Here is a 22,120-nt window from a genome sequence, read left to right on the forward strand (position 1 = left end):
CTGAGGAGGTGTTGAACGCCGACTGAAGCTTCCTGAAGACCCGTTCAGGAGGCGGCGGGGAGCGCCAGCGTGAAGCGCGCCCCGCCGGCGCTGCCGGCCGCCACCGACACCTCGCCGCCGTGGGCGCGGGCGATCTCCCGGACGATCGCGAGGCCGAGTCCGCTGCCGCCCTCGTCGCGCGCCCTCGCCTCGTCGAGACGGGCGAAGCGCTCGAAGATCTGCTCCCGCCGGTGCTCGGGAACCCCGGCGCCGTCGTCCTCGACCTCGACGACGACCCACGGCCCGGCCGTCCCGACGCGGAGCGTCACCAGGCCGGAGGCATGGCGCGCGGCGTTGTCGACGAGGTTGCGCACGGCCCGTCCGAGCAGCACTTCGCTGCCGGTCACCCGTCCGGGGCCGATGCCGTGCGCGTCGACCCGCACGCCCAGCCCGCGCAGGCGCCGCGCCTCGGAGAGCAGGATGTCGTCGACGTCGACCGCCGTCCACGCCTGCTCCCGGCCGCCGTGCTCGTCGAGCCGCGCCAGCAGCAGAAGACCCTCCACGAGCTCCTGCATCCTCAGCCCCTCGTCGCGCACCACCCGGCCGAGCTCGTCCACCGACGTCGACGAGGGGTGCGCCACGGCGACCTCGGCGTGCTGCCGGATGGTCGCCAGCGGCGAGCGCAGCTCGTGGGAGGCGTCGCTGACGAAGCGGCGCTGCGTCTTCTGCGACTGCTCGATCCGCTCCAGCATCCGGTTCATCGTGGCCGCCAGGGCGCCGAGCTCGTCGTCGCGGCCGGGGTCGACGCGCCGGTCGAGGCCGCTGCCGTCGATGTCGTCGACCTGCCGCCGCATCCGCTCCACCGGGGCGAGGGCGCGGGTGGCGACCGCCCAGACGACGCCGCCGATCAGGACCAGGAGCAGCGGCACGGCCACGGCGAGCACAGCGGATGCCGTTCCCACCGCCTCGTCCACATGCTCGACCGAGCGCGCGACGGTGAGCACTCCGGCATCCGTCCCCTCGGAGGCGGCGAGGTAGGGATCCCCGTCGACGACGATCCGGGCGACGGTGTCCTCCGGGACGACCGGAAGCCCGGCCGCGTCGTCGTCGTTGAACGACCGTCCGCCGTGCGGCCCGCCCTCCCCCTGCAGCCGCACGAGGACGTCGCCGTCGAGGTCGCCGATGTCGATCCGGCGCTCGTCGAGCTGCTCGCCGATGCTCTCCAGATCCTGCTCGACGCTCGCCGCCACTCCGCCCGTGAGCAGCTGGCCGATGACGAGCACCGTCCCGATCGCCCCGGCGGCGAGCGCGAGGGCGACGACGACCAGGGCGCCGAGGGTGACCCGGGCGCGGATGGAGCGAACCCTCGCCATGTCAGCCCCCGTTCCCCGCGAGCCGGTAGCCGGTGCCGCGCACGGTCTCGATCGCCTCACGACCGAACGGCCGGTCGACCTTCGACCGCAGATGCCCGATGTAGACCTCGACGATGTTCACGTCCCCGTCGAAGTCGTCGCCCCAGACGTTCGCGATGACCTCGCGCTTGGTCACGGCCTCTCCGCGTCGCCGCATCAGGAAGTCGAGCACGGCCAGCTCCCGCGCGGTGAGCGAGATCTCGGCGTCGCCGCGGAACACACGGCGGGCGGCGGGATCGAGTCTGAGGTCGCCCGCCTCGAGCACGGCCGGGCGCTCGCGCCCTCCCCGCCGGACGAGGGCGCGCAGCCGGGCGACGAGCACGGGATAGGAGAACGGCTTCGTGAGCCAGTCGTCGCCGCCGGTGTCGAGGCCCTCCACCTCGTCCCACTCGCCGTCCTTGGCGGTGAGGAACAGCACCGGCGTCCAGTCGCCCTCGCTGCGCAGCGCCTGGCAGACCCGGTACCCGCTCATCCCCGGCATCATCACGTCGAGCACGATGGCGTCGTAGTCGTTGTCGCGGGCCAGCCCGAGACCGGCAGTGCCGTCGTGTGCGACGTCGACGACCATGCCCTCGGCCTCCAGCCCGCGGCGGATGCCGTCGGCGAGGCGCGCTTCGTCGTCGACGAGGAGTATTCGCATGCGTCCAGACTGCCCCGCTGCCGCTGAAGCGGGGCTGAAGACCCGCCAGCGGCATCCGCTCTGCGCTCGCTGTTGCGGCGACGGGAACGGCTGTTGTGGCGACGGGAACAGAGGTTGCAGCGACGGCCCGGGTCAGCGCCCGGCCGCGCGGAGCTCGCCGCGCACCGGCCACCGACCGTGCGCCTGGTGGAAGGCGATGTGCGCGAGCAGATCCGGGACGGGATGGACCGCGATGTCGACGGCGAACCGCTCCCCGGTGACCGACCTCACCTGCAGCATCCGCCGGCCGCGGTGATCGCGGAACCGGTAGTCGGCGATGTCGGCGTACCGGATCGTCCGCTCCGCCCCGAGCACCGTGCGGTACGACAGCTCATCGGGTCCCGAGGAGACGTACCAGTTGTGGTACATCAGCGCGAACAGCAGACCGCCGGCCACGAGGGCCACTCCGCCGATCTGCATCCCCAGGACGTCATCCGCGCGGCTCGTGAACGCCGCGTAGGACATCAGCGCCCCGGCCGCGAACGTCGCCCAGCCGACGATGCCGACGATCCTCGGCATCCGGACCCGGTCGGGGTGGCTCTTCGAGCGGTTCGGCCGGCGCCGCGCCCGCCGCGCGACGAGGACCACGAAGAGCAGCGCCGCCGCGAACAGGACGACCTTCAGCACCAGGGCGGGGATCACTCTCCGACGCTACCAGCGCGGGAACCGCCGTCCCGGGGCCAGACAGCGGTTCCGGTCGCACTCTGGCATAGTCCGCGGCGTGAGGACTGTGCCGAAGTGCGACCGGAACGAGGGCCGCGGGGCCGCGGGGCCGCGAGGGGCCGTGGACCGCGCGGTCCGCAGCGCCCGCGCGGTCCACGGGGTCAGGGCTGCGGGTAGTAGGTGCGGGCTCCCACGGCGCCGTCGATCGCGAAGACGCCGTCCTGGTAGACGACCTTCGTCACGCCGAGGTTCGGCACGCCTGCCGGAGGCATCCCCGGGATGCCTCCGTCGACCGTGCGCATGTCGGGCGCGTTCGTGAAGCACATGATCGACAGGCCGCTGGAGACCACGAGCACGGTGTCCTGCTTCTTCTTGGCCGCGGCCTCCGCGATGTCCTCGAGGGCCTCGGTCATGCGGGCGTCGGTGTCGGCGCAGTCCTCGGCGGGCAGGCCCAGCTGCGGAGCATCCGCCACCGCCTTGATCGCGGCCATCATGCCGTACAGGCCGTGCTCGGTGATCGCGATGCCCTGCATGGTCTGCCAGCCGCCGTTCTGGCCGGTCTCATCGGCGGGCGCGGTGCCCGGAGCGTCGTGGTCGATCGTGTAGCCGAGGTGCTCGACGGCATCCGACCACAGCTCCTTGTTCTCCTTGCCCTCGTACTGACCGAAGTTCACCTCGCGCAGACGCCAGTCCTGCGTGATGTCGAGCTTCGTCTCACCGGCGCCCTGCAGCATGTAGGTCGCCGTCTCGAAGTGGCGCTTGCCGTCGGCCGAGTAGGCGACGTCGAAGGAGCCGGCGGCGGCCTCGAGGTTGGCGCCCACGGCGGTGGCCAGCGGACGACCTTCGTCGACCCGGGCGACCGGGTAGGTGGCGACGTCCTTCGTGCCGACGAGGAGCGGGGAGTCCGCCCAGCCCTGCACGGTGTCGGTGGTGTTCAGGATGGTGCGGCCGTGGCGGGTCAGGTAGATGACGACCGCCTGGTCGGACTTGCCCTTCTCGGCGCTGACCGCCGCGTCGACGGTCGGCGCGGCGGATGCCGAGTACCCGGTCAGCGTCGTGGCCGCGACGAGGGCCGCGGTGACGGCTGCGGTGCGGATCAGATTGCGTTTCATCGTGCTTCTCCTTCTGCAGGCGGCTCGTCACTGCTCTGTGACGATTCGGGTACCGCGAGATCAAAAACCTGTCATGTTACGGTATTCAGTTGCAAGGGCGGGTCCGGATTGTTTCAGCTCACAGGTCACGCATGCCCGCCGACCTCTCCCGGAGTGCGGCGGGCATGCGCGGGTCTCAGAGCTCGAGCGAGCCGATCAGCCGGATGTCCCGCGAGGACACGCCCACGCGCACCTCCGCACGACCGGTCGCCGCCGCCCAGTCGTGCCGATCGACGTCGAAGTACGACACCGCCCGACGGGGGATGGCCACGGTGACCCGAGCGGATGCTCCCGCCTGGAGCTCCACCTTCGCGAAGCCCGCGAGCTGCTGCGGCGGCATCGGCACCGGGGCCTGCACGTCGCCCGCGTACACCTGCACGACGGCGGACCCCGCCCTGCCGCCGGCGTTGCGCACGGTGACGGCGGCCGTGCCCGCATCCGCACCGTCGCCCGGCTCGACGACGAGGTCCTCGAACTCCCAGCTCGTGTACCCGAGGCCGTGACCGAACGGGTACGCGGGGATCAGCTCGTTCGCGTCGAACCCGCGGTACCCGACGAACACGCCTTCGTCGTAGAAGACCTGCCCGCCGACGCCGGGGTAGGTGCGGGTCTGCGCGGCGGGCGTCTGGTCCAGCGACAGCGGCAGTGTGAGCGGCAGCCGCCCTCCGGGCTCCGCGGCGCCGGTCAGCACCCGTGCGAGGGCGTCGCCCTGCGCCTGGCCCGGGTACCACGCCTGCAGCAGCGCGGCGGGGTCGCCGCCCCAGCGCGTCACGTCCACCGGGGCGCCGGTCATCAGCACGACGACCGTGCGCGGGTTCGCGGCGATCACGGCGCGGATGAGGTCGTCCTGACCCGCCGGGAGGTTGAAACCCGGGCGGTCGTCCGCCTCCGCCTCGTAGGTCCGCACGACGACGACGGCGACGTCGGATGCCGCGGCCACCTCGGCCGCGTGAGCGACGTCCGGCGCGAACACGCCGGCGGGCGGCACCCAGCCCAGGCGCAGCTTCGCACCGAGCAGGAAGCCCTGCGAGGGGTGGTTCGCCTGATACTCCAGCCGCAGCCGGTACGCGCGGCCAGCCTGCAGCCGCACGGTGACCTCGTCGATCGACGGATTGCCGTCGCCGCCGTCACCGCCCCAGCCGTACGGGGTCTCGGCGGCGGGGGCGCCGTCGGCGCCCTCGCCCCCGCTGAGGTCGATGACCTCGGATCCCGCCACCAGCGGCAGCTCCGCCGCATCCGCGCCGGAGCGGGCGATCACCTGGCCGTCCAGCGCGAAGACGTACTCGCCCAGGGAGGTCACCGCGAAGCCGTAGTCGCCGGTGACCGGCACGGTCAGGGTGCCGGTGTACCGCACCGACATCTGCCCGTTCAACTCGGTGGGCAGCGGCGTGAAGCGCGCGGAGGAGGCGTTGAAGCCGGGGAAGTTGTGGAAGCCGAGCAGCAGCTCGATCTGCCCGTCGGTGCGGACGAGGAAGGGGTCGCCCCAGAAGTCGGTGTTCGTCCAGTACTCGGCCCGAAGGCCCACCTCTCCGTCGGGGGTGTGGAAGAAGCTCGAGCCGATGGCATCCGGTCCTGGCAGCAGGGCACCCGGGGTGACCGGGTCGCTGCCGTGCACGACGGTCACCTCGACGTCGTCGCCGAGCGCCCGGCGGAGTCCCTCGGCCGGGGACACCCCGCGGGTGCCGCGCACCTGGGAGCTGCCGCCGCCCTGGGCGCTCGCGGCGTCGGCATCCGGTCCGATCAGCGCCACCGTGCGCACCTCGCCGAGCGGAAGCACGCCGTCGTTGCGCAGCAGCACCATGGCGCTCTCGGCGATGCGCTGGGCGATCTCGTGGTGGCCGTCCTCGTCGAACTCGGCGACCGACACCGGGTTCTCCAGCTGGCCGAGGCCGATCAGCGGCCGCAGGATGTTGCGGACCTTCTCGTCGATGACCTCCTCCGGCACCTCGCCGGCCTGCACCGCTGCGAGCAGCTGCGATCCCCAGAAGCCCTCGTTCGGCTGCTCCTGGTCGAGACCGGCGTTCGCCGCCGGCGCCGTGGAGTGGTTCGCGCCGTAGTCGCTCATGATCCAGCCGCGGAAGCCGAGGTCGTCGCGGAGGATGTCGCGCAGCAGGGTCGGGTTCTCGCAGGCGTACTCGCCGTTGACCCGGTTGAACGACCCCATCATCGAGGCGACCTCGCCGTCGCGGATGAGCGCCTCGAAGGAGGGCAGGTAGATCTCGCGCATCGTGCGCTCGTCGATCACCGCATCGACGCTGGAGCGGTGATCCTCCTGGTTGTTGATCGCGTAGTGCTTGGCGCACGCCTGCACGCCCTGCGACTGGATGCCGCGCACCACGGCGACGCCGATCCAGGACTGCAGCAGCGGGTCCTCGCCGAAGGACTCGAAGGTGCGGCCGCCGAGAGGCACGCGGGCGATGTCGACGGCCGGCCCGAGGGACACGTTGTGGTCGGTGGCACGGCACTCGGCGCCGATGACGACGCCGTACTCGGCCGCGAGTCCCGGGTCCCAGGTCGCGGCCAGCGCGATCGGCGCGGGAAGCTGCGTGGCCCGTCCCTCGTTGACGTCGCCCTTGTTGATGCGGACGCCCGCGGGCCCGTCGGCCATCTGCAGGTTCGGCAGGTCGAGCCGCTCGTTCCCGCGGGAGAAGAAGCCGAAGTTCCAGTCGAGGTCGCCGGTCACGAAGGCGACCTTGTCCTCCACGGTCATCTCGGCGAGGAGGCGCTCGACGCGCTCCTCCGTGGCTGCGGAATCCCAGCTCGCAGGGGACGGCTCAGGCATGCGGTTACGCTCCATCGGGTCTGCGGCGCCACGACTGTGTGGGCCGGCTCGATCAGAGTCTGGCGCGAAAACCGTAACAGGTCAAGTATTCAGCGGATGCCGCGGCGCGCGCCGACGGCATCCGCTCTCCGGCTACTCCCGCCAGGTGCGCTCGAAGGGGAGCCGCCAGGCGTTCGGGGCCACCAGCTGATGGATGGCGTTCGGCCCCCAGGTGCCGGGGGCGTACTGCTTCACCGCCGGCGGGTTCTCCAGCAGCGGCGCCGAGCGCTCCCAGAGCGACTCGATGCCCTCTGCCGTGGTGAACAGGGTGTGGTCGCCGCGCATCGCGTCGAGGATGAGCCGCTCGTACGCCTCGAGCACGTCGCCGGCACGGTCGGTGTCCTCGGTGGAGAACTGCATGGACAGCTTCTCCAGCCGCATGCCCGGGCCGGGGCGCTTGCCGTAGAACGACAGCGACACCTTGGACTCGTCGGCGAGGTCGAAGGTGAGGTGGTCGGGGCCATCGGCGCCGATGCCCGAGCCGGCGGGGAACATCGACTTCGGCGCCTCCTTGAACGCGATCGAGATGATCCGCATCCCCTCCGCCATCCGCTTGCCGGTGCGGAGGTAGAACGGCACGCCCGCCCAGCGCCAGTTGTCGATGCGGGCCCGCAGGGCGATGAAGGTCTCGGTGTCCGAATCGGGGTTCACCCCCGGCTCGGAGCGATAGCCGGCGTACTGGCCGCGCACCGCGTCCTCCGGGAGGATCGGCTCGAGGGAGCGGAACACCTTGTTCTTCTCCTCCGAGATCGCGCGCGGCTCGAGGGCCGTCGGCGGCTCCATGGCGACGAAGGCGAGCACCTGCAGCAGGTGCGTGACGACCATGTCCTTGTAGGCCCCTGTGGGCTCGTAGAACGCCGCCCGCGCGTCGAGCCCGATCGCCTCGGGCACGTCGATCTGGATGTGGTCGATGAAGTTGCGGTTCCAGATCGGCTCGAACAGGCCGTTGGCGAACCGGAAGGCGAGGATGTTCTGCGCCGCCTCCTTGCCCAGGAAGTGGTCGATCCGGAAGATCTGCTTCTCCTGGAAGGTGCGGTGGATGTCGGCGTTCAGCGCGACCGCCGTCTCGAGGTCCTCGCCGAACGGCTTCTCCATGATCACCCGCGAGCGCGGCACGAGGCGCGCCTGCTCGATGGTGTCGATCACCGCCACGGCCGCCCGCGGCGGAACGCTGAGGTAGTGCAGCCTCCGCACGCCCTTGCCGAGCTCCTCCTCGGCGGCAGCCACCTTGGCCGCAAGCGCCTCCGGCCCCGCCGACGTCGGGACGTAGGACAGCAGCGGGGCGAACCGCTCCCACTGCTCGTCGGTGAGCTTGCGCGCCCCGACCGCCTCGATGGACTCGCGCGCGAAGGCGCGGAACTCCTCGTCATCGAGCTCGTCCAGCGAGGAGCCGACGACCCGGATGCCGGCGGTGAAGCCGGACACCGCGAGGAATCCGATGCCGGAGAGCAGCTTGCGGCGGGCGAGGTCCCCGGTCGCGCCGAACAGCACGATGACGTGCGGGGCGACCTCCGGGCCGGCATCCTTCCGGCTCTGGGCACTCGGCCCCGGATAGGCGACGGTCTGCGCCTTCGCGGCGGCATCCGGCTTGGTCCTCATGCGCGTCCCCTCCCGCTCAGCCCGCGTCGGACTTGCGTCCGCCGGCCTCGAGCACGTCGCCGGCCGGGCGCTCCTGGTGCCCGCCGAACTGCATCCGCATCGCCGAGAGCACCTGGTTGGCGAAGTGGTCCTCGTCGCGGGAGGCGAAGCGCTCGAAGAGGGATGCCGCGAGCACGGGCACCGGCACTCCGATGTCCACCGCCGCCTTGACCGTCCACCGGCCTTCGCCGGAGTCGGAGACCCGGCCGGCGAGCCCGTCCAGCGTCGGATTCTCGTGCAGGGCCGCCGCGGTGAGGTCGAGCAGCCAGGAGGAGACCACCGATCCGCGCCGCCAGAGCTCGGCCACCTTCGCCGTGTCGATCGGGAACTGGTAGTACTCGGGCTCTTCGAGCGGGGCGACCTCGGCGGAGTGCTCGGCCTCGCGTACGCCGGCATCCGCGTTCTTCAGGATGTTCAGCCCCTCGGCGAAGGCGGCCATGATGCCGTACTCGATGCCGTTGTGCACCATCTTCACGAAGTGCCCGGCGCCCGAAGGGCCGCAGTGCAGGAATCCCTGCTCCTCCGGGGAGAGCTCGCCCGTGCGACCCGGGGTCCGCTCGATCTCGCCGGGGCCGGGGGCGATGGTGCGCAGGATGGGCTCGAGGTGCGCGACCGCGGAGTCGTCGCCGCCGACCATCAGGCAGTAGCCGCGCTCGAGGCCGAACACGCCGCCGCTGGTGCCGATGTCGACGAAGTGGATGCCGCGCTCGCGCAGCGCCGCGGCCCGGCGCACGTCGTCGCGGTAGTTCGAGTTGCCGCCGTCGATGAGGATGTCGCCCGGCTCGAGCACCTCGGCCACCGCATCCACCACTCCGCCGGTGAGCGAGGCGGGCACCATCAGCCACACCACGCGCGGCCCGTCGAGCTGGGCCGCGACTTCCGCGTAGCTCGAGGCGCCGATGGCGCCCTCGGCGACGAGCGCCGCCACGGCATCCGGGCTGACGTCGTAGACGACGCATTCGTGCCCCGCCCTCATCAGGCGGCGAACGATGTTCCCGCCCATCCTGCCGAGTCCCACCATCGCCAGCCGCATGTGCGCTCCTCGCCTCGACCTGCCGGCCCGCTCGGGCCGGCAGGCTCATCCTGGCATGGTGCGGCGGATGCCTCAACGGTTCGCATCGCGAAAATCGAAGAGGTTCCGGTTTTGGTGGGCGGCTGTGGAAGGATGAGCGGCATGAGTGCCCGGATGCCGTACCTGGACCCATCCCTGCCCACCGCCGACCGCGTCGCGGACCTGCTGTCCCGGATGACCGTGGAGGAGAAGGTCGGGCAGATGATGCAGCTCGACGCCCGCGGCGACCTCGAAGACCAGGTTCTCGGGGTCCACGTCGGCTCGATCCTGCACACCTCACCGGAGCGGATCGTGCGGGCGCAGGAGCTCACCGCGCAGACCCGGCTCGGCATCCCGCTGCTCGTCGGCGAGGACTGCATCCACGGCCACTCGTTCTGGGAGGGGGCGACGATCTACCCGACCCAGCTGGGCATGGCGGCGTCGTGGGACGCGGAGCTGATCGAGCGCGTCGCGCGCGCCACCGCGGTCGAGGTCTCGTCCACCGGCGTGCACTGGACGTTCTCCCCGGTGCTCTGCATCGCCCGCGACCTGCGCTGGGGCCGCGTCGGCGAGACGTTCGGAGAGGATCCGTTCCTGATCGGCGAGCTCGCCAGCGCGATGGTGCGCGGCTACCAGGGGTCGGGCCTGACGGACGAGACCGCGATCCTCGCGACCGCCAAGCACTTCGCCGGATACTCCGAGACCCAGGGCGGGCGGGATGCCAGCGAGGCGGACATCTCGCGCCGGAAGCTTCGCAGCTGGTTCCTGCCGCCGTTCGAGCGGGTCGCCCGCGAGGGATGCCGCACCTTCATGCTCGGCTACCAGTCGATCGACGGCGTGCCGGTCACCGTGAACGACTGGCTGCTCACCGATGTGCTCCGCGGCGAGTGGGGATACACCGGAACCCTCATCACCGACTGGGACAACGTCGGCCGCATGGTGTGGGAGCAGCACGTGCAGCCGGACTACGCGCACGCGGCGGCCGCCGCCGTGAAGGCCGGGAACGATCTGGTGATGACGACGCCCGGCTTCTTCGAGGGCGCCCTCCAGGCTCTCCGGGACGGGCTGCTGACCGAGAGCGATCTCGACCCGGCGGTCGCGCGGATCCTCACGCTGAAGTTCGAGCTCGGCCTGTTCGAGAATCCGCGACGCCCGGATGCCGCTCGCATCGCGACCGCGATCGGGACCCCCGCGCACGCGGAGCTGAACCTGGAGATCGCGCGCCGATCGCTCGTGCTGCTGCGCAACGACGAGCAGACCCTGCCGCTCGCCGGCGGCTACGTCGCGGATGCGGCGGGACGCGCGGCCGACGGCGACCCGGCCCCGCGGCGCATCGCCGTGATCGGCCCGCTCGCCGACGACGCCCAGACGCAGCTCGGCGACTGGGCGGGCGGCTCCGGACAGGCCGGCTGGCTCGACGGGCAGCCGCGGGAGATGATCACGACGGTGCTCGACGGCATCCGCGCGCATGTGCCGGCGAACTGGAGCATCACGCACGCGCCGGGAGCGGAGATCCTCACCCTCGAGCCCGACCCGCGCGGCGAGACCTTCGAGGACGGCCAGCCACGGCCGCCGATCGTGCGCCCCGCAGAGCCCGATGCGCAGCTGATCGCGGATGCCGTCGCCGACGCTCAGCGCGCCGACTGGGTGGTCGCCGTGGTCGGCGACCGGATCGAACTCGTCGGCGAGGGCCGGTCGACGGCGACCCTGGAGCTGATCGGCGGGCAGAGGGCCCTGCTCGACGCGCTGATCGCGACCGGGAAGCCGGTGATCGTGGTGCTCGTGGCGTCGAAGCCGCTCGTGCTGCCGGCATCCGTCCACGGCGCCGCGGCCGCGGTCTGGGCCGCGAACCCGGGCATGAAGGGCGGACAGGCCGTCGCGGAGCTGCTGCTCGGCCTCATCGAGCCGGCCGGCCGCCTGCCGATCTCGTTCGCGGCGCACGCGGGACAGCAGCCGACCTACTACAACCAGATCCGCGGTCAGCACGGCGACCGCTACGCGGACCTCGACCAGTCTCCGGTCTGGGCGTTCGGCGAGGGTCTGTCGTACACCTGGATCGAGTACGAGGACCTCGCCCTCGATGAATCCGTCCTTCTCGCCGACGGCACCGTGGCCGCCGAGATCACGCTGCGCAACGTCGGCGACCGGCCGGCGATCGAGACCGTGCAGGTGTACGTCAGCGACCGGGTGACCTCGGTGAGCTGGGCGGAGCAGGAGCTGAAGGCCTACCGCCAGGTCGCGCTCGAGCCCGGCGAGGAGCGGCGGATTCGCATCGAGCTGCCCGTGTCCGAGCTCACGATCGTGGACGCCGCGGGCCGCCGCACCGTCGAGCCGGGGGAGTTCGAGCTGCGGGTCGGCCGCTCCAGCCGCGACGAGTGGGCGCAGCGGATCGGCTTCGCCGTCGAGGGCTGAACCGGGCCGCCGTTCAGCCCAGCTGGAGCACCGGGACCACCGCGAACACCGCGAGCGATGCGACGTAGCCCGCGCAGATCACGGCGATCCCGGTGAGATTCACCGCCGGCCGCGACCCCTCGACCGGGTCGAGCCACCGTTTCAGGAGCCTGGCGGCCACCGGCAGCAGCACCCAGGTCAGCAGCACGATGCTGATCGCCATGCTGAGGAACACCGCCAACCAGGGCTGCGGCGCGAACAGGTGGATCACCGGGTTGAGGAACCTGTTGAGCAGCATGATCGCCGGGGTACAGCACGAGGAGGATCATCATCGAGGTCTTCCACGCCGGGGTCACCTCGGCGTGGCCGCCGGCGACGCGGACGGTGGATCCGAGCGAGGTCGACACCGAGGTCGTGATCACGGTGTCCGTCGCCAGATGGGAGCGGCGCTCCGGCCGGGCGCGGCGCAGCTCAGGCGAGGACAGCCAGGCCTCGAGATGCGCGCCGGTGCGGAAGCGGATGACGGTCGCCCACAGCTGCTCTTCGCCGATCGGCGGGAACACGCTCGAGCCCTCGTACCCCGGATAGCGCGACTCCAGGCCGGCGAGATGCTCCGCCGTCTCGATGAACGCCGCCTCGTGGCCCGGCGCCGGGGCGTCCCTGACCAGGAGCACGCCGGGGCTCAGCGGATGGTCTGCGACGAACAGCTCCATCCCCGCCACCGGCCCGCTCTCCCGCAGACCGCCGGCCCGATCGAGCCACGCGTGCAGATCCTGCTCCGAGCGGAAGTGCACGGCGATCGCACGCTCCAGCACCTCGGAGGTCAGCAGCGAGACCTGCATTCCGGCGAACCCCATGGCCGTCGCCGCGTCGCGCTCGATCGACTCCGCCAGTCTCTCCAGATCCGACAGAGCGGGCGCCGTCCGGGAGAACCGGAGGAACACCGTCGCACGATCATCGATCATCTGCCGCTCGCTTTCGCCGTCGAGAACCGCGGATGCCGAGCGGAGATCCGTCGACGCTGAGAACCTAGCCCTCCCGGGAGCCAAAAACCAGAGGCATTACGGGATTCGCGGCGCCCGCGTCACCGGCCGGGGCGCAGCGACAGCCGGGCTCAGCCCTCGGCGGGGATCTTCGAGAGAGCGGCGATGCCGTTCCACAGCGCCTGCAGGCGCGCCACCATGTCGATCGACCGGTCGAGGAGCCACTGCTGCTGCAGGCCGTCGGCGGCGGCGATCACCATGTCGGCGACGAGGTCGGGGTCGACGTTCGGGCCGAACTCGCCGCTCTCCTGCGCGGCGCGGACCGACTCCTTCGACAGCTCCCTGACCCAGGCATAGCGCTCCACGAAGAAGTCGTGCGCCGGATGCTTGCCGATGCTGGCCTCTGCGGAGAACTCCACGTACAGCTGCACGAGCCCTGGCACCTGCGTGTTGTGGCCGATGATGTCGAGGAAGGCCTTGAAGCTGTGCTCGGGCTCCCAGTACGTCGTGGTGTCACGCGTGTCGCGGGCGCGGAGCACCGCCATGTACAGCTCCTCCCGGGAGCCGAAGTAGTGCATCAGGCCGGCCTGGCTCAGGCCGACGCGGCGGGCGATCTCGCGGTTGGAGGCGTTGCGGCATCCGAGCTCGGCGACCACCTCGAGGGCGACCTCGAGGATCTCCTCGCGCTTCGCCACTCCTTTGGCGTAGGCGCCACGACTCATGATGCCCCCTCCACAGAAGCTCGCGTCATCCGTGCGGGCGGCTCCGCCCGCATGACATGCCTGCGTCGGAGTCTACGTGATACCGAGGTCAGCGAGCCAAAACGGGCGGGATGACGGACTCGGCCCCCCGACCTGTCCGCCATCCCGCCGGCCTCTGCCCTCCCGGCGCTTATCTGACTTTCTTGATCGGGAAGATGACCGCGGCGCCGATCAGAGCCGCTACCGCACAGACTGAGAACCATAGGGCGTAGTTGCTGCCGTTCGCGCTGCCCACGTAGACGACGAAGCCGCCGATGGCCGGGGCGAAGGTCTGCGGAAGCGCGTTCGCGATGTTGAACACGCCGAGGTCCTTTCCGGCGTCATCCGGGTTCGGCAGAACGTCCACCACGAGCGCCAGATCGACGCCGACGTAGATGCCGTAGGCGATTCCGAGCAGCGCCTCGAGAACGTAGAAGGCGGTGACGTCCTGGATGAAGATCAGCGCGAAGGTGCCGACGGCGAACAGCGCCGTGGAGCTCCAGACGAACACCTTGCGTCGGCCGATCTTGTCGGAGATGCGACCGGCGATGATGCTCGCGGGGACGAGGGCGATGGTGTAGATCAAGACACTCAGCGAGATGACCCCGGGGATGTCCGCCTCGGGCACATCAACGTGGTTGAGCAGGTAGAAGAACCTGAACGCAGTGAACCCGAAACTGGCGAACGTGATCAGGAAGCGCGACCACCATGCCAGCGCGTAGTCCGGGTTGCTGCGCGGGCTCACCCAGAAGGTCTCGACCCACTCGCGGAAGTTCATCGCCGGAGGCTTGACCGGAAGAACCTGGTCGGGCAGCACGAAGGCGAAGATCACGAGCACGAGGATCGCGAGAATCGACGGGCCCACGAACATGATGAAGAGGTCCGCCGCGAACCACTGCGCGACGTAGACGCCGCCGAGGATACCCAGGTTCTGGGCGATTCCCAGCGCCGCCGTGATCGTGCCGCGCTGGAACTTCGGCACCTGGTCGGAGATGGTCGCGATGAAGGGAGCGAGCGTCATGTTCGCGCCGAGCTGCGCGAGAGCCCACCCGACAGTAGCCATGGTGAGGTCGGGCGCGAGCGCCATGACCGCGAAAGCGATCGTCATCAGCACCGTGCCCAGCACGATCCAGATCCGGCGGCGGCCCCACTTGCTCGTCGTGCGGTCGGACACGCGACCGAAGACGACGTTCGCGACCGTCGCGAACAGGGCACCCACACCACCGAGAACGGCAGCGGCGGCCGTGGCACCGTCTTCCAGGATCGCCCCGGCATGGACCAGCGACTGGATCTTGATACCGATACCGACGATCGCCGGGCCGAGCAGCGCGATGAAGAAGAAGAGCTGCGCGAGCAGCAGCCAGGCCACATATCCCTTCTTCGCCGGCTCGGTCGGCTCCTTGAACCAGTGGTGCTCGTGCGATGCGACGGCACTCGCCGCCGTCATCCCTGACGGGCTACCTGCGGCTGATCCGCTGACAGAACTCATAACCTGCCTCCTTTGGCTGGACTGAGCGGAGCTTTCGCGCGCACGCTTCTCGGGCAACTCCACTGCTGTGAATGAAAACCTAGACCGTTATGGTTTCCGGCCACAAGTCATTTCTGAAAGATCGCTGGGAGCTTGCCGCCGAAAACCCTCATGGATAAGGTTTCTCCACGGCCCGCCGCCCGAGGATCGGTGCCGACGCGAAGAAGCGAAGAAGAGGGAGTCATGTCCGAACCCACCAGCGCACGCGCCGCGGATCTCACGCTCGAGGAGAAGGCGGCGCTCACCAGCGGCGCCGATTTCTGGACGACGAAGGGCATCGAGCGCGTCGGCATCCCGTCCCTCATGCTGACAGACGGCCCTCACGGCCTGCGCAAGCAGGGCGGTGCCACCGACCACCTCGGACTCGCCGGCAGCATCCCGGCGACGTGCTTCCCGCCGGCCGTCGGCCTCAGCGCCTCCTTCGACCCCGAGCTCGCGGAGCGCATCGGCGTCGCCCTCGGCAACGAGTCGGCGATCGAGGACGTCGCCGTCATCCTCGGCCCCGGCATCAACATCAAGCGCTCACCGCTGTGCGGCCGCAATTTCGAGTACATGTCGGAGGACCCGATCGTCTCCGGCGTGATGGGGGCGGCGCTGGTGCGCGGCATCCAGTCTCAGGGCGTCGGCTCCTCGCTCAAGCACTACGCCGCGAACAACCAGGAGACCGACCGGCTGCGCGTCTCCAGCGACGTCGATCCCCGCACCCTGCGGGAGATCTACCTGCGCGGCTTCCAGCGCGTCGTCGAGGACGCCCAGCCGTGGACCGTGATGTGCTCGTACAACCGGATCAACGGCGTCTACGCCTCCGAGGACCCCTGGCTGCTCACCCAGGTGCTCCGCGACGAATGGGGCTTCGAGGGCATCGTCGTCTCCGACTGGGGTGCGGTCAGCGACCGGGTCGCCGGCGTCGCCGCCGGCATGGACCTGGAGATGCCCGGCAGCGGCGGACGGACGGATGCCGAGATCGTCACGGCCGTGCGCGACGGCCGCCTCGCCGAGTCCGCACTAGACACGGTCGCCGACCGGCTCATCGACCTCGCCCGCAAGGCGCAGGCCCGCCCCGCGGCATCCGGTCCCCTGGATGTGGCGGCGCACCATGCCCTCGCCCGCGAGGCCGCCGGCCGCTCGATCGTGCTGCTGAAGAACGAGGGCGGGATCCTGCCGCTGCGGCGCACCGCGAACCTCGCCGTGATCGGCGAGTTCGCGCGCACGCCGCGCTACCAGGGCGCCGGCTCCTCGCAGATCAATCCGACCAGGGTCGACAGCGCCCTCGACGAGATCCGGCACAAGTGCACCGGCGGAGTCACCTTCGCCGCCGGGTTCACCATCGGAGAGGAGGCGCCTGCGGCGGAGGAGGCCGCAGCCCTCCGCGAAGAGGCCGTCGCCGCAGCGGCATCCGCCCACACCGTGGTGCTGTTCCTCGGCGTTCCCGCCCACGAGGAGTCCGAGGGCTTCGACCGCACGCACATCGACCTCCCCGCCGCACAGCTGGAGCTGCTCGACGCGATCCGGGAGGTCAACGGCGACATCGTCGTGGTGCTGTCGAACGGCGGCGTCGTGGCGCTGCCGTTCGCCGACCGCGTCCCCGCGATCCTCGAGGCGTGGCTGCTCGGCCAGGCCGGGGGCGGAGGCACCGCCGACGTGCTGTTCGGCGCCGTGAACCCCTCCGGCCGCCTGGCGGAGACGATCCCGCTGCGACTGGAGGACACCCCGGCGTACGGCAGCTTCCCCGGCGAGCACGGGCACGTGCACTACGGCGAGGGCCTGCTCGTCGGGTACCGCTGGTACGACGCCCGCCGGATGGAAGTCGCCTACCCGTTCGGCCACGGGCTCTCCTACACGAGCTTCACCTACGGCGCCGCGGCGGCCGCCACGACGGCGGAGGGCGACGTCGTCGTCACCGTGCCGGTCACGAACACCGGACCGCGGGCCGGCCGCGAGGTCGTGCAGGTGTACGTCTCCGTGCCGGGCTCGTCCGTGCAGCGCGCGCCACGCGAGCTGAAGACGTTCTCCTCGGTGGAGATCGAGCCGGGGCGCACGGCGCAGGTCTCGCTGCGCATCCGCCGGGCCGATCTCGCCTACTGGGACGTCCGCGTCGACCGCTGGATCGTCGAGGGCGGCGACTACGTCGTCGAGGTCGGCGCGTCCAGCCGCGACATCCGCACCTCCATCACCGTCACGCTCGAGGGCGAGAAGGTGACGCTCCCCGCGACGCTGAACTCGTCGATCGAGGAGATGCTCGACGACCCCGTGGTCGGCGCCGAGCTGCGTGCGAGCATCGAGGAGAAGTTCGGGGCGGACAGCCAGCTGCTCAAGCTCCTCGGCAACTTCCCGGTCGGACGCCTGGACGGCTTCCCGCTGCCGCGAGACGAGATGGTCGCCCTCGTCGAGCGCGCGCAGCGCGGCTGATCAGATCCGCATCCGGGCCGGTGCCCGATCCCGGCCCGGATGCGCACCACGGCCCCGCACGCCCTCGGGCGACGGGCCGCCCGCTCATCGGTGGCCGACGACGTCCAGCGGCGTAGCGAGCATGCCGATGACACGCATGAGGATCGCCTCGTCGTCGGCGAGCTCTGGCGCGATCAGCGCCAGCAACCCTCGCGTTGGATCCGACGCGGCCGCCGCCGCGACGATCTCCGCGGCTGCGGCATCTTCGATGATCCGGCCGGCCTCGCACGCGGCGAGGACGAAGCGAATCCACTCGGCCATCACTCGGAGGGCGGCATCTGCCGACCCTCCGGCTGAGCGTTCGCGCTGCACGACCTCGACGATGCGGCTGCGCAACTTGACACTGCCGTCCGCGGCGATCTGATCCAGGCGATGTGCGATCGCCGAGTTCGCGAATCGTGCGGCGAGCGCCAATCGGTAGTCGTCGAGATCGAGATCGCGCCCGCTCTCCGAGAGAAGCCGTGCATGCAGGTCCCACAGTCGTCCGACCGCCTTCGCGCATCGCTCATCCGCAATGGCCTCAGCGACGGTCGTGTGCCCGAACCCGATTCCCGCATAGGCCAGCAGCGAGTGGGCCCCGTTCAGCATCCACAGCTTTCTCCGTTCGAACGGCTCGAGTACATCGACGAACAGGGCGCCGGCGTCCTCCCACCGCGGCCGAGCCGCGCGGAAACGGCCGCTGAGTATCCAGCTTGAGTACCGCTCCGTCACGACGGGCGCGAGATCGAGTATGCCGGTGCGTGTGGCCACGGCCTCGATATCGGCGACGGTCGTGCGCGGTGTGATGCGATCTATCGAGGTGTGGATCCAGTCGACCTCGATGGCCGATGCCAGCGCCGGGTTGACGAGCTCCGCCAGTCCCATCACCGCAGCGCGCGCCGCTGCGCCGTTGCCGGCAAGGTTGTCGCAGGACACGACTGCGATGGGCCCGGCCCCGGATTCCGCTCGGCCGAGCAGCGCCCAGAGCAGTCGACCAGGCATCGTCCGCAGCGCTCCGTCCTCCACGGCAGCCGCTCCGGCCTCACTCCGCCGCAGCGTCACGCTGTCTGCCACGACATCGGCATCGCCCGTGTCCAGCGCTCCGGACGCGTCGAGGTGATAACCCTTCTCGGTGACCGTCAGAGTCACCACGGTCACTTCCGGTCTGGACACCAGTGCCCGCAGCGCCGCCGTCTCGGAGGCATCGTGAGTCTCCACGATCGACGTCACGGTCTCGTACCGATCCCCGTCCGGACCGCGCTCGATGAGCGTGTACAAGCCCTCCTGCGCCCCGAGAACGTGCGCCGCTGCGGGTCCGCGACCGGTGAACGCCGCGATCCCCCACTCGCCGGCAGGGTCGGCATGAGCCGTGTACCAGGCCTGATGCGCCCGGTGGAACGCGCCGAGGCCGAGGTGCACGATGCGCACCGGCGGCAGTATCCCTGCGCTCCGACACAGACGCCGCGACGCGGCGAGCTCGCCGGAGAGCTCGCCCGCCGATGCTTCATGCATCCTCACTTGAGCCCCGTCGTCGCGATGCCGCGAACCAGGTACTTCTGACCGAAGAGGAAGGCCAGGAAGACGGGGACGATCGAGATGACCGACATTGCGAACAGCGGACCCCAGGAACTCTGACCCTGCGAATCGAGGAAGGCGCGCAACGCGGGCTGCACCGTGTAGGACTCCGGCGAGGTGAGGTAGATCACTTGGCTGAAGAAGTCGTTCCAGGTCCAGATGAACGTGAAGATCGCTGTCGTCGCGAGGGCCGGCGTCATCAGCGGCAGCAGGATCTGCCAGAAGGTGCGCAAGTGCCCGCAACCGTCTATCCGTGCGGCCTCGTCGAGTTCTCGTGGCAGACCGCGAATGAACTGCACCATCAGGAAGATGAAGAAGCCGTCGGTCGCGAAGAGCTTCGGCACGATGAGCGGGAGGACCGTGTTCACCCAGCCCACCGAGTTGAACATGATGTACTGCGGCACGATGATCACCTGCAGCGGCAGCATGATCGTGAGCAGCATCAGGCCGAACATCCATCTGCGTCCCCTGAACGCGAGTCGCGCGAAGGCGTAGGCCGCGAGGGAGCACGACACCAGGTTGCCGATGATCGCGCCGAGCACCACCACGGCCGAGTTCAGCAAGTATCGCCCGAAGGGCTCTGAGAGCGCGTCCCAGCCCAGCGTGTAGTTCTCGAGCGTGAACCCCTCGAACGACAAACCGGGTGAGCTGAAGATGTCGACCGTCGGCCGGAAGGAACTCACTACCATCCAGACGACGGGGTACAGCATGAGTACGGCCAGGGCGACGAGGCCGACGTGCTTCAGGATGGTGCGGATACCCCCGGCGATGCTGCGCCGCGACGCCGCGACACCCACATTCACGTCACGGTGACGGTCTCCGCTGACGACGATCGCCTCGGTCTCACCCACTTCAGTCTTCATAGAACACCCACCATTTCGAGATCCAGAAGTTCAGCGCGGTGACCCCCGCCACGATGACCAGAAGAAGCCAGGCCATCGCCGATGCGTAGCCCATCTGGAACCCGGGGAACCCCTTCTGATAGAGGTACAGAGTGAAGAACAGGGTCGCGTCGGACGGTCCGCCTGTTCCGTTGGAGACGATGAACGCCTGCGTGAAGGTCTGGAAAGCGCCGATCACCTGCAGGATGAGATTGAAGAAGATGATGGGGGACAGGAGCGGCAGCGTGATCGACAGGAATCGCCGCACGGGACCTGCGCCGTCGACTTGCGCTGCCTCGTAGTACATCCGAGGCACGTTGCGCAGACCCGCGAGAAAGATCACCAACGGCGAGCCGAACGTCCACACGTGCAGGACGATGAGCGTTCCGAGCGCCGTGTCCGGACTCGCGATCCAGCTCGCACCCTCGAGACCGAACATCGCCAGCACCTGATTGACGAGCCCGTCGGCACCGAACATCTGGCGCCACAGCACCGCGATGGCCACGGATGCTCCGAGCATCGAGGGCAGATAGAAGGCGGAGCGATAGAACGACATCCCGCGCAGGCCCTGATCAAGCAACATCGCCAAGCCGAGAGCCACGATCAACTGGAGGGGAACGGCCAGCGCAACGTAGGTGAATGTCACGCCGAGCGAGTGATGCAGACGCTCGTCCTGCATCATCTGCTCGTAGTTCTGCGTACCGATCCATGCGGGCGGCTGGAGCAGATTGTATCTCGTGAAAGAAAGGGCGAAGGAGGCGATCACCGGACCGATGGTGAAGGCGACCATGCCGATGATCCACGGAGCAAGGAAGCCGTAGGCGGCAAGAGACTCCCGCAATCCCCGCCGCGCGAGGGCGCGGCGGGGACGTGCGGCGGAGACAGCGGCAGTCACGATCTCGTCTGTCATCCCGCTGCGATCAGAAGGTCGCTGAGTTCCTTGTGGACCCGCTGCGATGCCTCCTGAGGTGAGATCGTGCCGAACAGCACGTCCGAGATCCCTCGCTGGACGACCTGGTCGTAGGTACCGCCGCCCACGGCCGGAACTGCCGGAGCCTTGCCGAAAGCATCGGAGTAGTCGACGGTGAACGCGATGAGCCTCTGTTCCGGCTCGGACACCTTGTCGGCGATGTACTCACGGATATCGGTGTTCAGGGGAAGACCCCGCTCCGCCAGGAGCTCGTCCGCCGCCGCCTCGTCGTTGAGGAGGAAGTCGATGAGCTTCGCCGATTCAGCGGGGTGCTTCGAGCTCGCCGCGATCGAGTAGTACATCGCTCCGCGGAGGTAGATGCCGCTCTCCTCGCCGTCTGAGGGCAGCCGCAGGAGTTCGAGCTCAGAGCCGAGCGAGCCCTCGATAGTCGTCAGGAGGTTCGACCATGCGAACCCCATTGCGCTCTTGCCTGTGGCGATCCCCCACTGATCAGGGGAGAGCACCATCTGCTCGGTGATCACAGAGGCCTCCGGCGCACCGCCCGACGAGCTGAGTCCTGACACCAGTTCGAAGTAGCCGGTGAGACCGTCGGGGTCGAAGCCGACCTCGCCGTCGGCGGTGAAGAGTGCATCGCCGCGCTGTAGCAGCCATGCGTTGGTGATCGGATCGCCGATGATCGAATCCGTCCCGGCAGCACCGGTGCCGGCCTTCGCGAATGCGGCCGAGATCTCCTCGTAGTCGCTCCAGTCCCAGCTCGCGTCATCGGGCATCTCGATGCCCGCAGCAGCGAAGAGGGCGGGGTTCGCGAGCACAGCAGGGAAGTTGGCGCCTGCCTGCAACGCGTACACCTCGCCGTCGACTTCACCGCTGTCGACGCCGGCGTCATCGAGCGCCGTCATGTCGATCTCGGGGCGATCAGCAAGCGGCAGCAGCACTCCACGTCCCGCATACTCCGCGAGATAAGCGTCGCTCATCTGCACGACATCGGGCGTGTTGCCGCCCGCGGTCTGCGTCGCGAGACGGTCCCAGTATCCTCCCCAGTCGCCGAACTCGGTTTCGACTGTGATGCCGGGATTCGCCTCCTCGAAGGCGTCTACAGCGGCTTCGGTCGCGGTGTGCCGGGCATCCGATCCCCACCAGGCGAAGCGGATGGTGACGTCGCCGCCGCCTTCAGGCGTGGTCTCCGTCGCCGGCCCGCAGCCGGAGACGAGGAGCGCGCCGGCGGTGAGTCCGAAGAGTGCGGTTGTGAGTCGAGCTGTGCGGTGCATGG

The 22,120-nt window shown here is 69.8% G+C and carries 16 protein-coding genes and 1 pseudogene; 2 read left to right on the top strand and 15 right to left on the bottom strand.

What is annotated here, in order from left to right; genetic code table 11:
• Positions 1-44: 44 nt before the first annotated feature.
• From G6G98_RS12805 to gnd, 7 genes are all read right to left on the bottom strand, one after another.
• A complete protein-coding gene (locus G6G98_RS12805; RefSeq protein ID WP_164234082.1) occupies positions 45-1,352 on the bottom strand; it encodes a sensor histidine kinase in 1,308 nt (435 codons plus the stop codon).
• A gap of 1 nt (position 1,353) precedes the next feature.
• Positions 1,354-2,031 (bottom strand): response regulator transcription factor, encoded by a 678-nt coding sequence (locus tag G6G98_RS12810; protein WP_164234081.1) that lies wholly within the window; start codon positions 2,029-2,031, stop codon positions 1,354-1,356.
• 132 nt (positions 2,032-2,163) lie between these two features.
• The gene (locus tag G6G98_RS12815) at positions 2,164-2,712 is read right to left on the bottom strand and encodes a hypothetical protein (RefSeq protein WP_164234080.1); all 549 of its coding nucleotides are present in this window, start codon (positions 2,710-2,712) and stop codon (positions 2,164-2,166) included.
• A gap of 182 nt (positions 2,713-2,894) precedes the next feature.
• Complete coding sequence (locus G6G98_RS12820; protein ID WP_164234079.1) at positions 2,895-3,845, bottom strand: histidine phosphatase family protein; 951 nt, start codon at positions 3,843-3,845, stop codon at positions 2,895-2,897.
• Positions 3,846-4,020: 175 nt separating this feature from the next.
• The gene (locus G6G98_RS12825; protein WP_164234078.1) at positions 4,021-6,666 is read right to left on the bottom strand and encodes a beta-glucosidase; all 2,646 of its coding nucleotides are present in this window, start codon (positions 6,664-6,666) and stop codon (positions 4,021-4,023) included.
• A gap of 132 nt (positions 6,667-6,798) precedes the next feature.
• Positions 6,799-8,304: a glucose-6-phosphate dehydrogenase gene (gene zwf, locus G6G98_RS12830; protein WP_067356657.1), complete on the bottom strand. Its 1,506-nt coding sequence runs from the start codon at positions 8,302-8,304 to the stop codon at positions 6,799-6,801.
• Positions 8,305-8,320: 16 nt separating this feature from the next.
• Positions 8,321-9,376: a phosphogluconate dehydrogenase (NAD(+)-dependent, decarboxylating) gene (gene gnd, locus G6G98_RS12835; RefSeq protein WP_067356660.1), complete on the bottom strand. Its 1,056-nt coding sequence runs from the start codon at positions 9,374-9,376 to the stop codon at positions 8,321-8,323.
• Positions 9,377-9,517: 141 nt separating this feature from the next.
• On the opposite strand from gnd, the gene G6G98_RS12840 reads away from it, so the two are divergent.
• Positions 9,518-11,806, top strand: a complete 2,289-nt coding sequence (locus G6G98_RS12840; RefSeq protein WP_164234077.1) for a glycoside hydrolase family 3 N-terminal domain-containing protein — start codon at positions 9,518-9,520, stop codon at positions 11,804-11,806.
• A gap of 13 nt (positions 11,807-11,819) precedes the next feature.
• On the opposite strand, the gene G6G98_RS12845 is transcribed toward G6G98_RS12840, so the two are convergent.
• From G6G98_RS12845 to G6G98_RS12855, 4 genes and pseudogenes are all read right to left on the bottom strand, one after another.
• The gene (locus tag G6G98_RS12845; RefSeq protein ID WP_166706094.1) at positions 11,820-12,083 is read right to left on the bottom strand and encodes a hypothetical protein; all 264 of its coding nucleotides are present in this window, start codon (positions 12,081-12,083) and stop codon (positions 11,820-11,822) included.
• A gap of 169 nt (positions 12,084-12,252) precedes the next feature.
• Positions 12,253-12,750: pseudogene (locus G6G98_RS17285) on the bottom strand (antibiotic biosynthesis monooxygenase); the annotation flags it as partial.
• Between the two features lie 149 nt (positions 12,751-12,899).
• Entirely contained in the window at positions 12,900-13,490 is a 591-nt protein-coding gene (locus tag G6G98_RS12850; protein WP_243842122.1) for a TetR/AcrR family transcriptional regulator, read from the bottom strand.
• 169 nt (positions 13,491-13,659) lie between these two features.
• On the bottom strand, positions 13,660-14,955 hold the full coding sequence (locus G6G98_RS12855) for an MFS transporter (RefSeq protein WP_243842123.1): 1,296 nt from the start codon (positions 14,953-14,955) through the stop codon (positions 13,660-13,662).
• A gap of 264 nt (positions 14,956-15,219) precedes the next feature.
• Between G6G98_RS12855 and G6G98_RS12860 the strand changes: the two genes are divergently transcribed.
• Positions 15,220-17,445, top strand: a complete 2,226-nt coding sequence (locus G6G98_RS12860; protein ID WP_164234074.1) for a glycoside hydrolase family 3 C-terminal domain-containing protein — start codon at positions 15,220-15,222, stop codon at positions 17,443-17,445.
• 84 nt (positions 17,446-17,529) lie between these two features.
• Here the strand turns inward: G6G98_RS12860 and G6G98_RS12865 are convergent, their stop codons facing one another.
• The 4 genes from G6G98_RS12865 to G6G98_RS12880 form a co-directional block, all read right to left on the bottom strand.
• Positions 17,530-18,882: a mannitol dehydrogenase family protein gene (locus G6G98_RS12865; protein ID WP_243842124.1), complete on the bottom strand. Its 1,353-nt coding sequence runs from the start codon at positions 18,880-18,882 to the stop codon at positions 17,530-17,532.
• 95 nt (positions 18,883-18,977) lie between these two features.
• The gene (locus G6G98_RS12870; protein WP_164234072.1) at positions 18,978-19,901 is read right to left on the bottom strand and encodes a carbohydrate ABC transporter permease; all 924 of its coding nucleotides are present in this window, start codon (positions 19,899-19,901) and stop codon (positions 18,978-18,980) included.
• The gene (locus G6G98_RS12875) at positions 19,891-20,829 is read right to left on the bottom strand and encodes a carbohydrate ABC transporter permease (RefSeq protein ID WP_164234071.1); all 939 of its coding nucleotides are present in this window, start codon (positions 20,827-20,829) and stop codon (positions 19,891-19,893) included. The genes G6G98_RS12870 and G6G98_RS12875 overlap by 11 nt, the downstream gene beginning before the upstream one ends.
• The gene (locus G6G98_RS12880; RefSeq protein WP_164234070.1) at positions 20,826-22,118 is read right to left on the bottom strand and encodes an ABC transporter substrate-binding protein; all 1,293 of its coding nucleotides are present in this window, start codon (positions 22,116-22,118) and stop codon (positions 20,826-20,828) included. Before G6G98_RS12880 ends, G6G98_RS12875 begins: the two co-directional genes overlap by 4 nt.
• Positions 22,119-22,120: the final 2 nt, after the last annotated feature.

This window comes from Microbacterium hydrocarbonoxydans (assembly GCF_011752045.1).
Taxonomy (GTDB): Bacteria; Actinomycetota; Actinomycetes; order Actinomycetales; family Microbacteriaceae; genus Microbacterium.

Bases quoted from the DNA above. Each gene is read 5' to 3' on its own strand.
- G6G98_RS12860 (WP_164234074.1), top strand. From the start codon at position 15,220: ATGTCCGAACCCACCAGCGCACGCGCCGCGGATCTCACGCTCGAGGAG.
- G6G98_RS12855 (WP_243842123.1), bottom strand. From the start codon at position 14,955: ATGACGGCGGCGAGTGCCGTCGCATCGCACGAGCACCACTGGTTCAAG.
- G6G98_RS12805 (WP_164234082.1), bottom strand. From the start codon at position 1,352: ATGGCGAGGGTTCGCTCCATCCGCGCCCGGGTCACCCTCGGCGCCCTG.
- G6G98_RS12880 (WP_164234070.1), bottom strand. From the start codon at position 22,118: ATGCACCGCACAGCTCGACTCACAACCGCACTCTTCGGACTCACCGCC.
- G6G98_RS12845 (WP_166706094.1), bottom strand. From the start codon at position 12,083: ATGCTGCTCAACAGGTTCCTCAACCCGGTGATCCACCTGTTCGCGCCG.
- G6G98_RS12850 (WP_243842122.1), bottom strand. From the start codon at position 13,490: ATGAGTCGTGGCGCCTACGCCAAAGGAGTGGCGAAGCGCGAGGAGATC.
- gnd (WP_067356660.1), bottom strand. From the start codon at position 9,376: ATGCGGCTGGCGATGGTGGGACTCGGCAGGATGGGCGGGAACATCGTT.
- G6G98_RS12810 (WP_164234081.1), bottom strand. From the start codon at position 2,031: ATGCGAATACTCCTCGTCGACGACGAAGCGCGCCTCGCCGACGGCATC.
- G6G98_RS12870 (WP_164234072.1), bottom strand. From the start codon at position 19,901: ATGAAGACTGAAGTGGGTGAGACCGAGGCGATCGTCGTCAGCGGAGAC.
- G6G98_RS12840 (WP_164234077.1), top strand. From the start codon at position 9,518: ATGAGTGCCCGGATGCCGTACCTGGACCCATCCCTGCCCACCGCCGAC.
- G6G98_RS12820 (WP_164234079.1), bottom strand. From the start codon at position 3,845: ATGAAACGCAATCTGATCCGCACCGCAGCCGTCACCGCGGCCCTCGTC.
- G6G98_RS12825 (WP_164234078.1), bottom strand. From the start codon at position 6,666: ATGCCTGAGCCGTCCCCTGCGAGCTGGGATTCCGCAGCCACGGAGGAG.
- zwf (WP_067356657.1), bottom strand. From the start codon at position 8,304: ATGAGGACCAAGCCGGATGCCGCCGCGAAGGCGCAGACCGTCGCCTAT.
- G6G98_RS12875 (WP_164234071.1), bottom strand. From the start codon at position 20,829: ATGACAGACGAGATCGTGACTGCCGCTGTCTCCGCCGCACGTCCCCGC.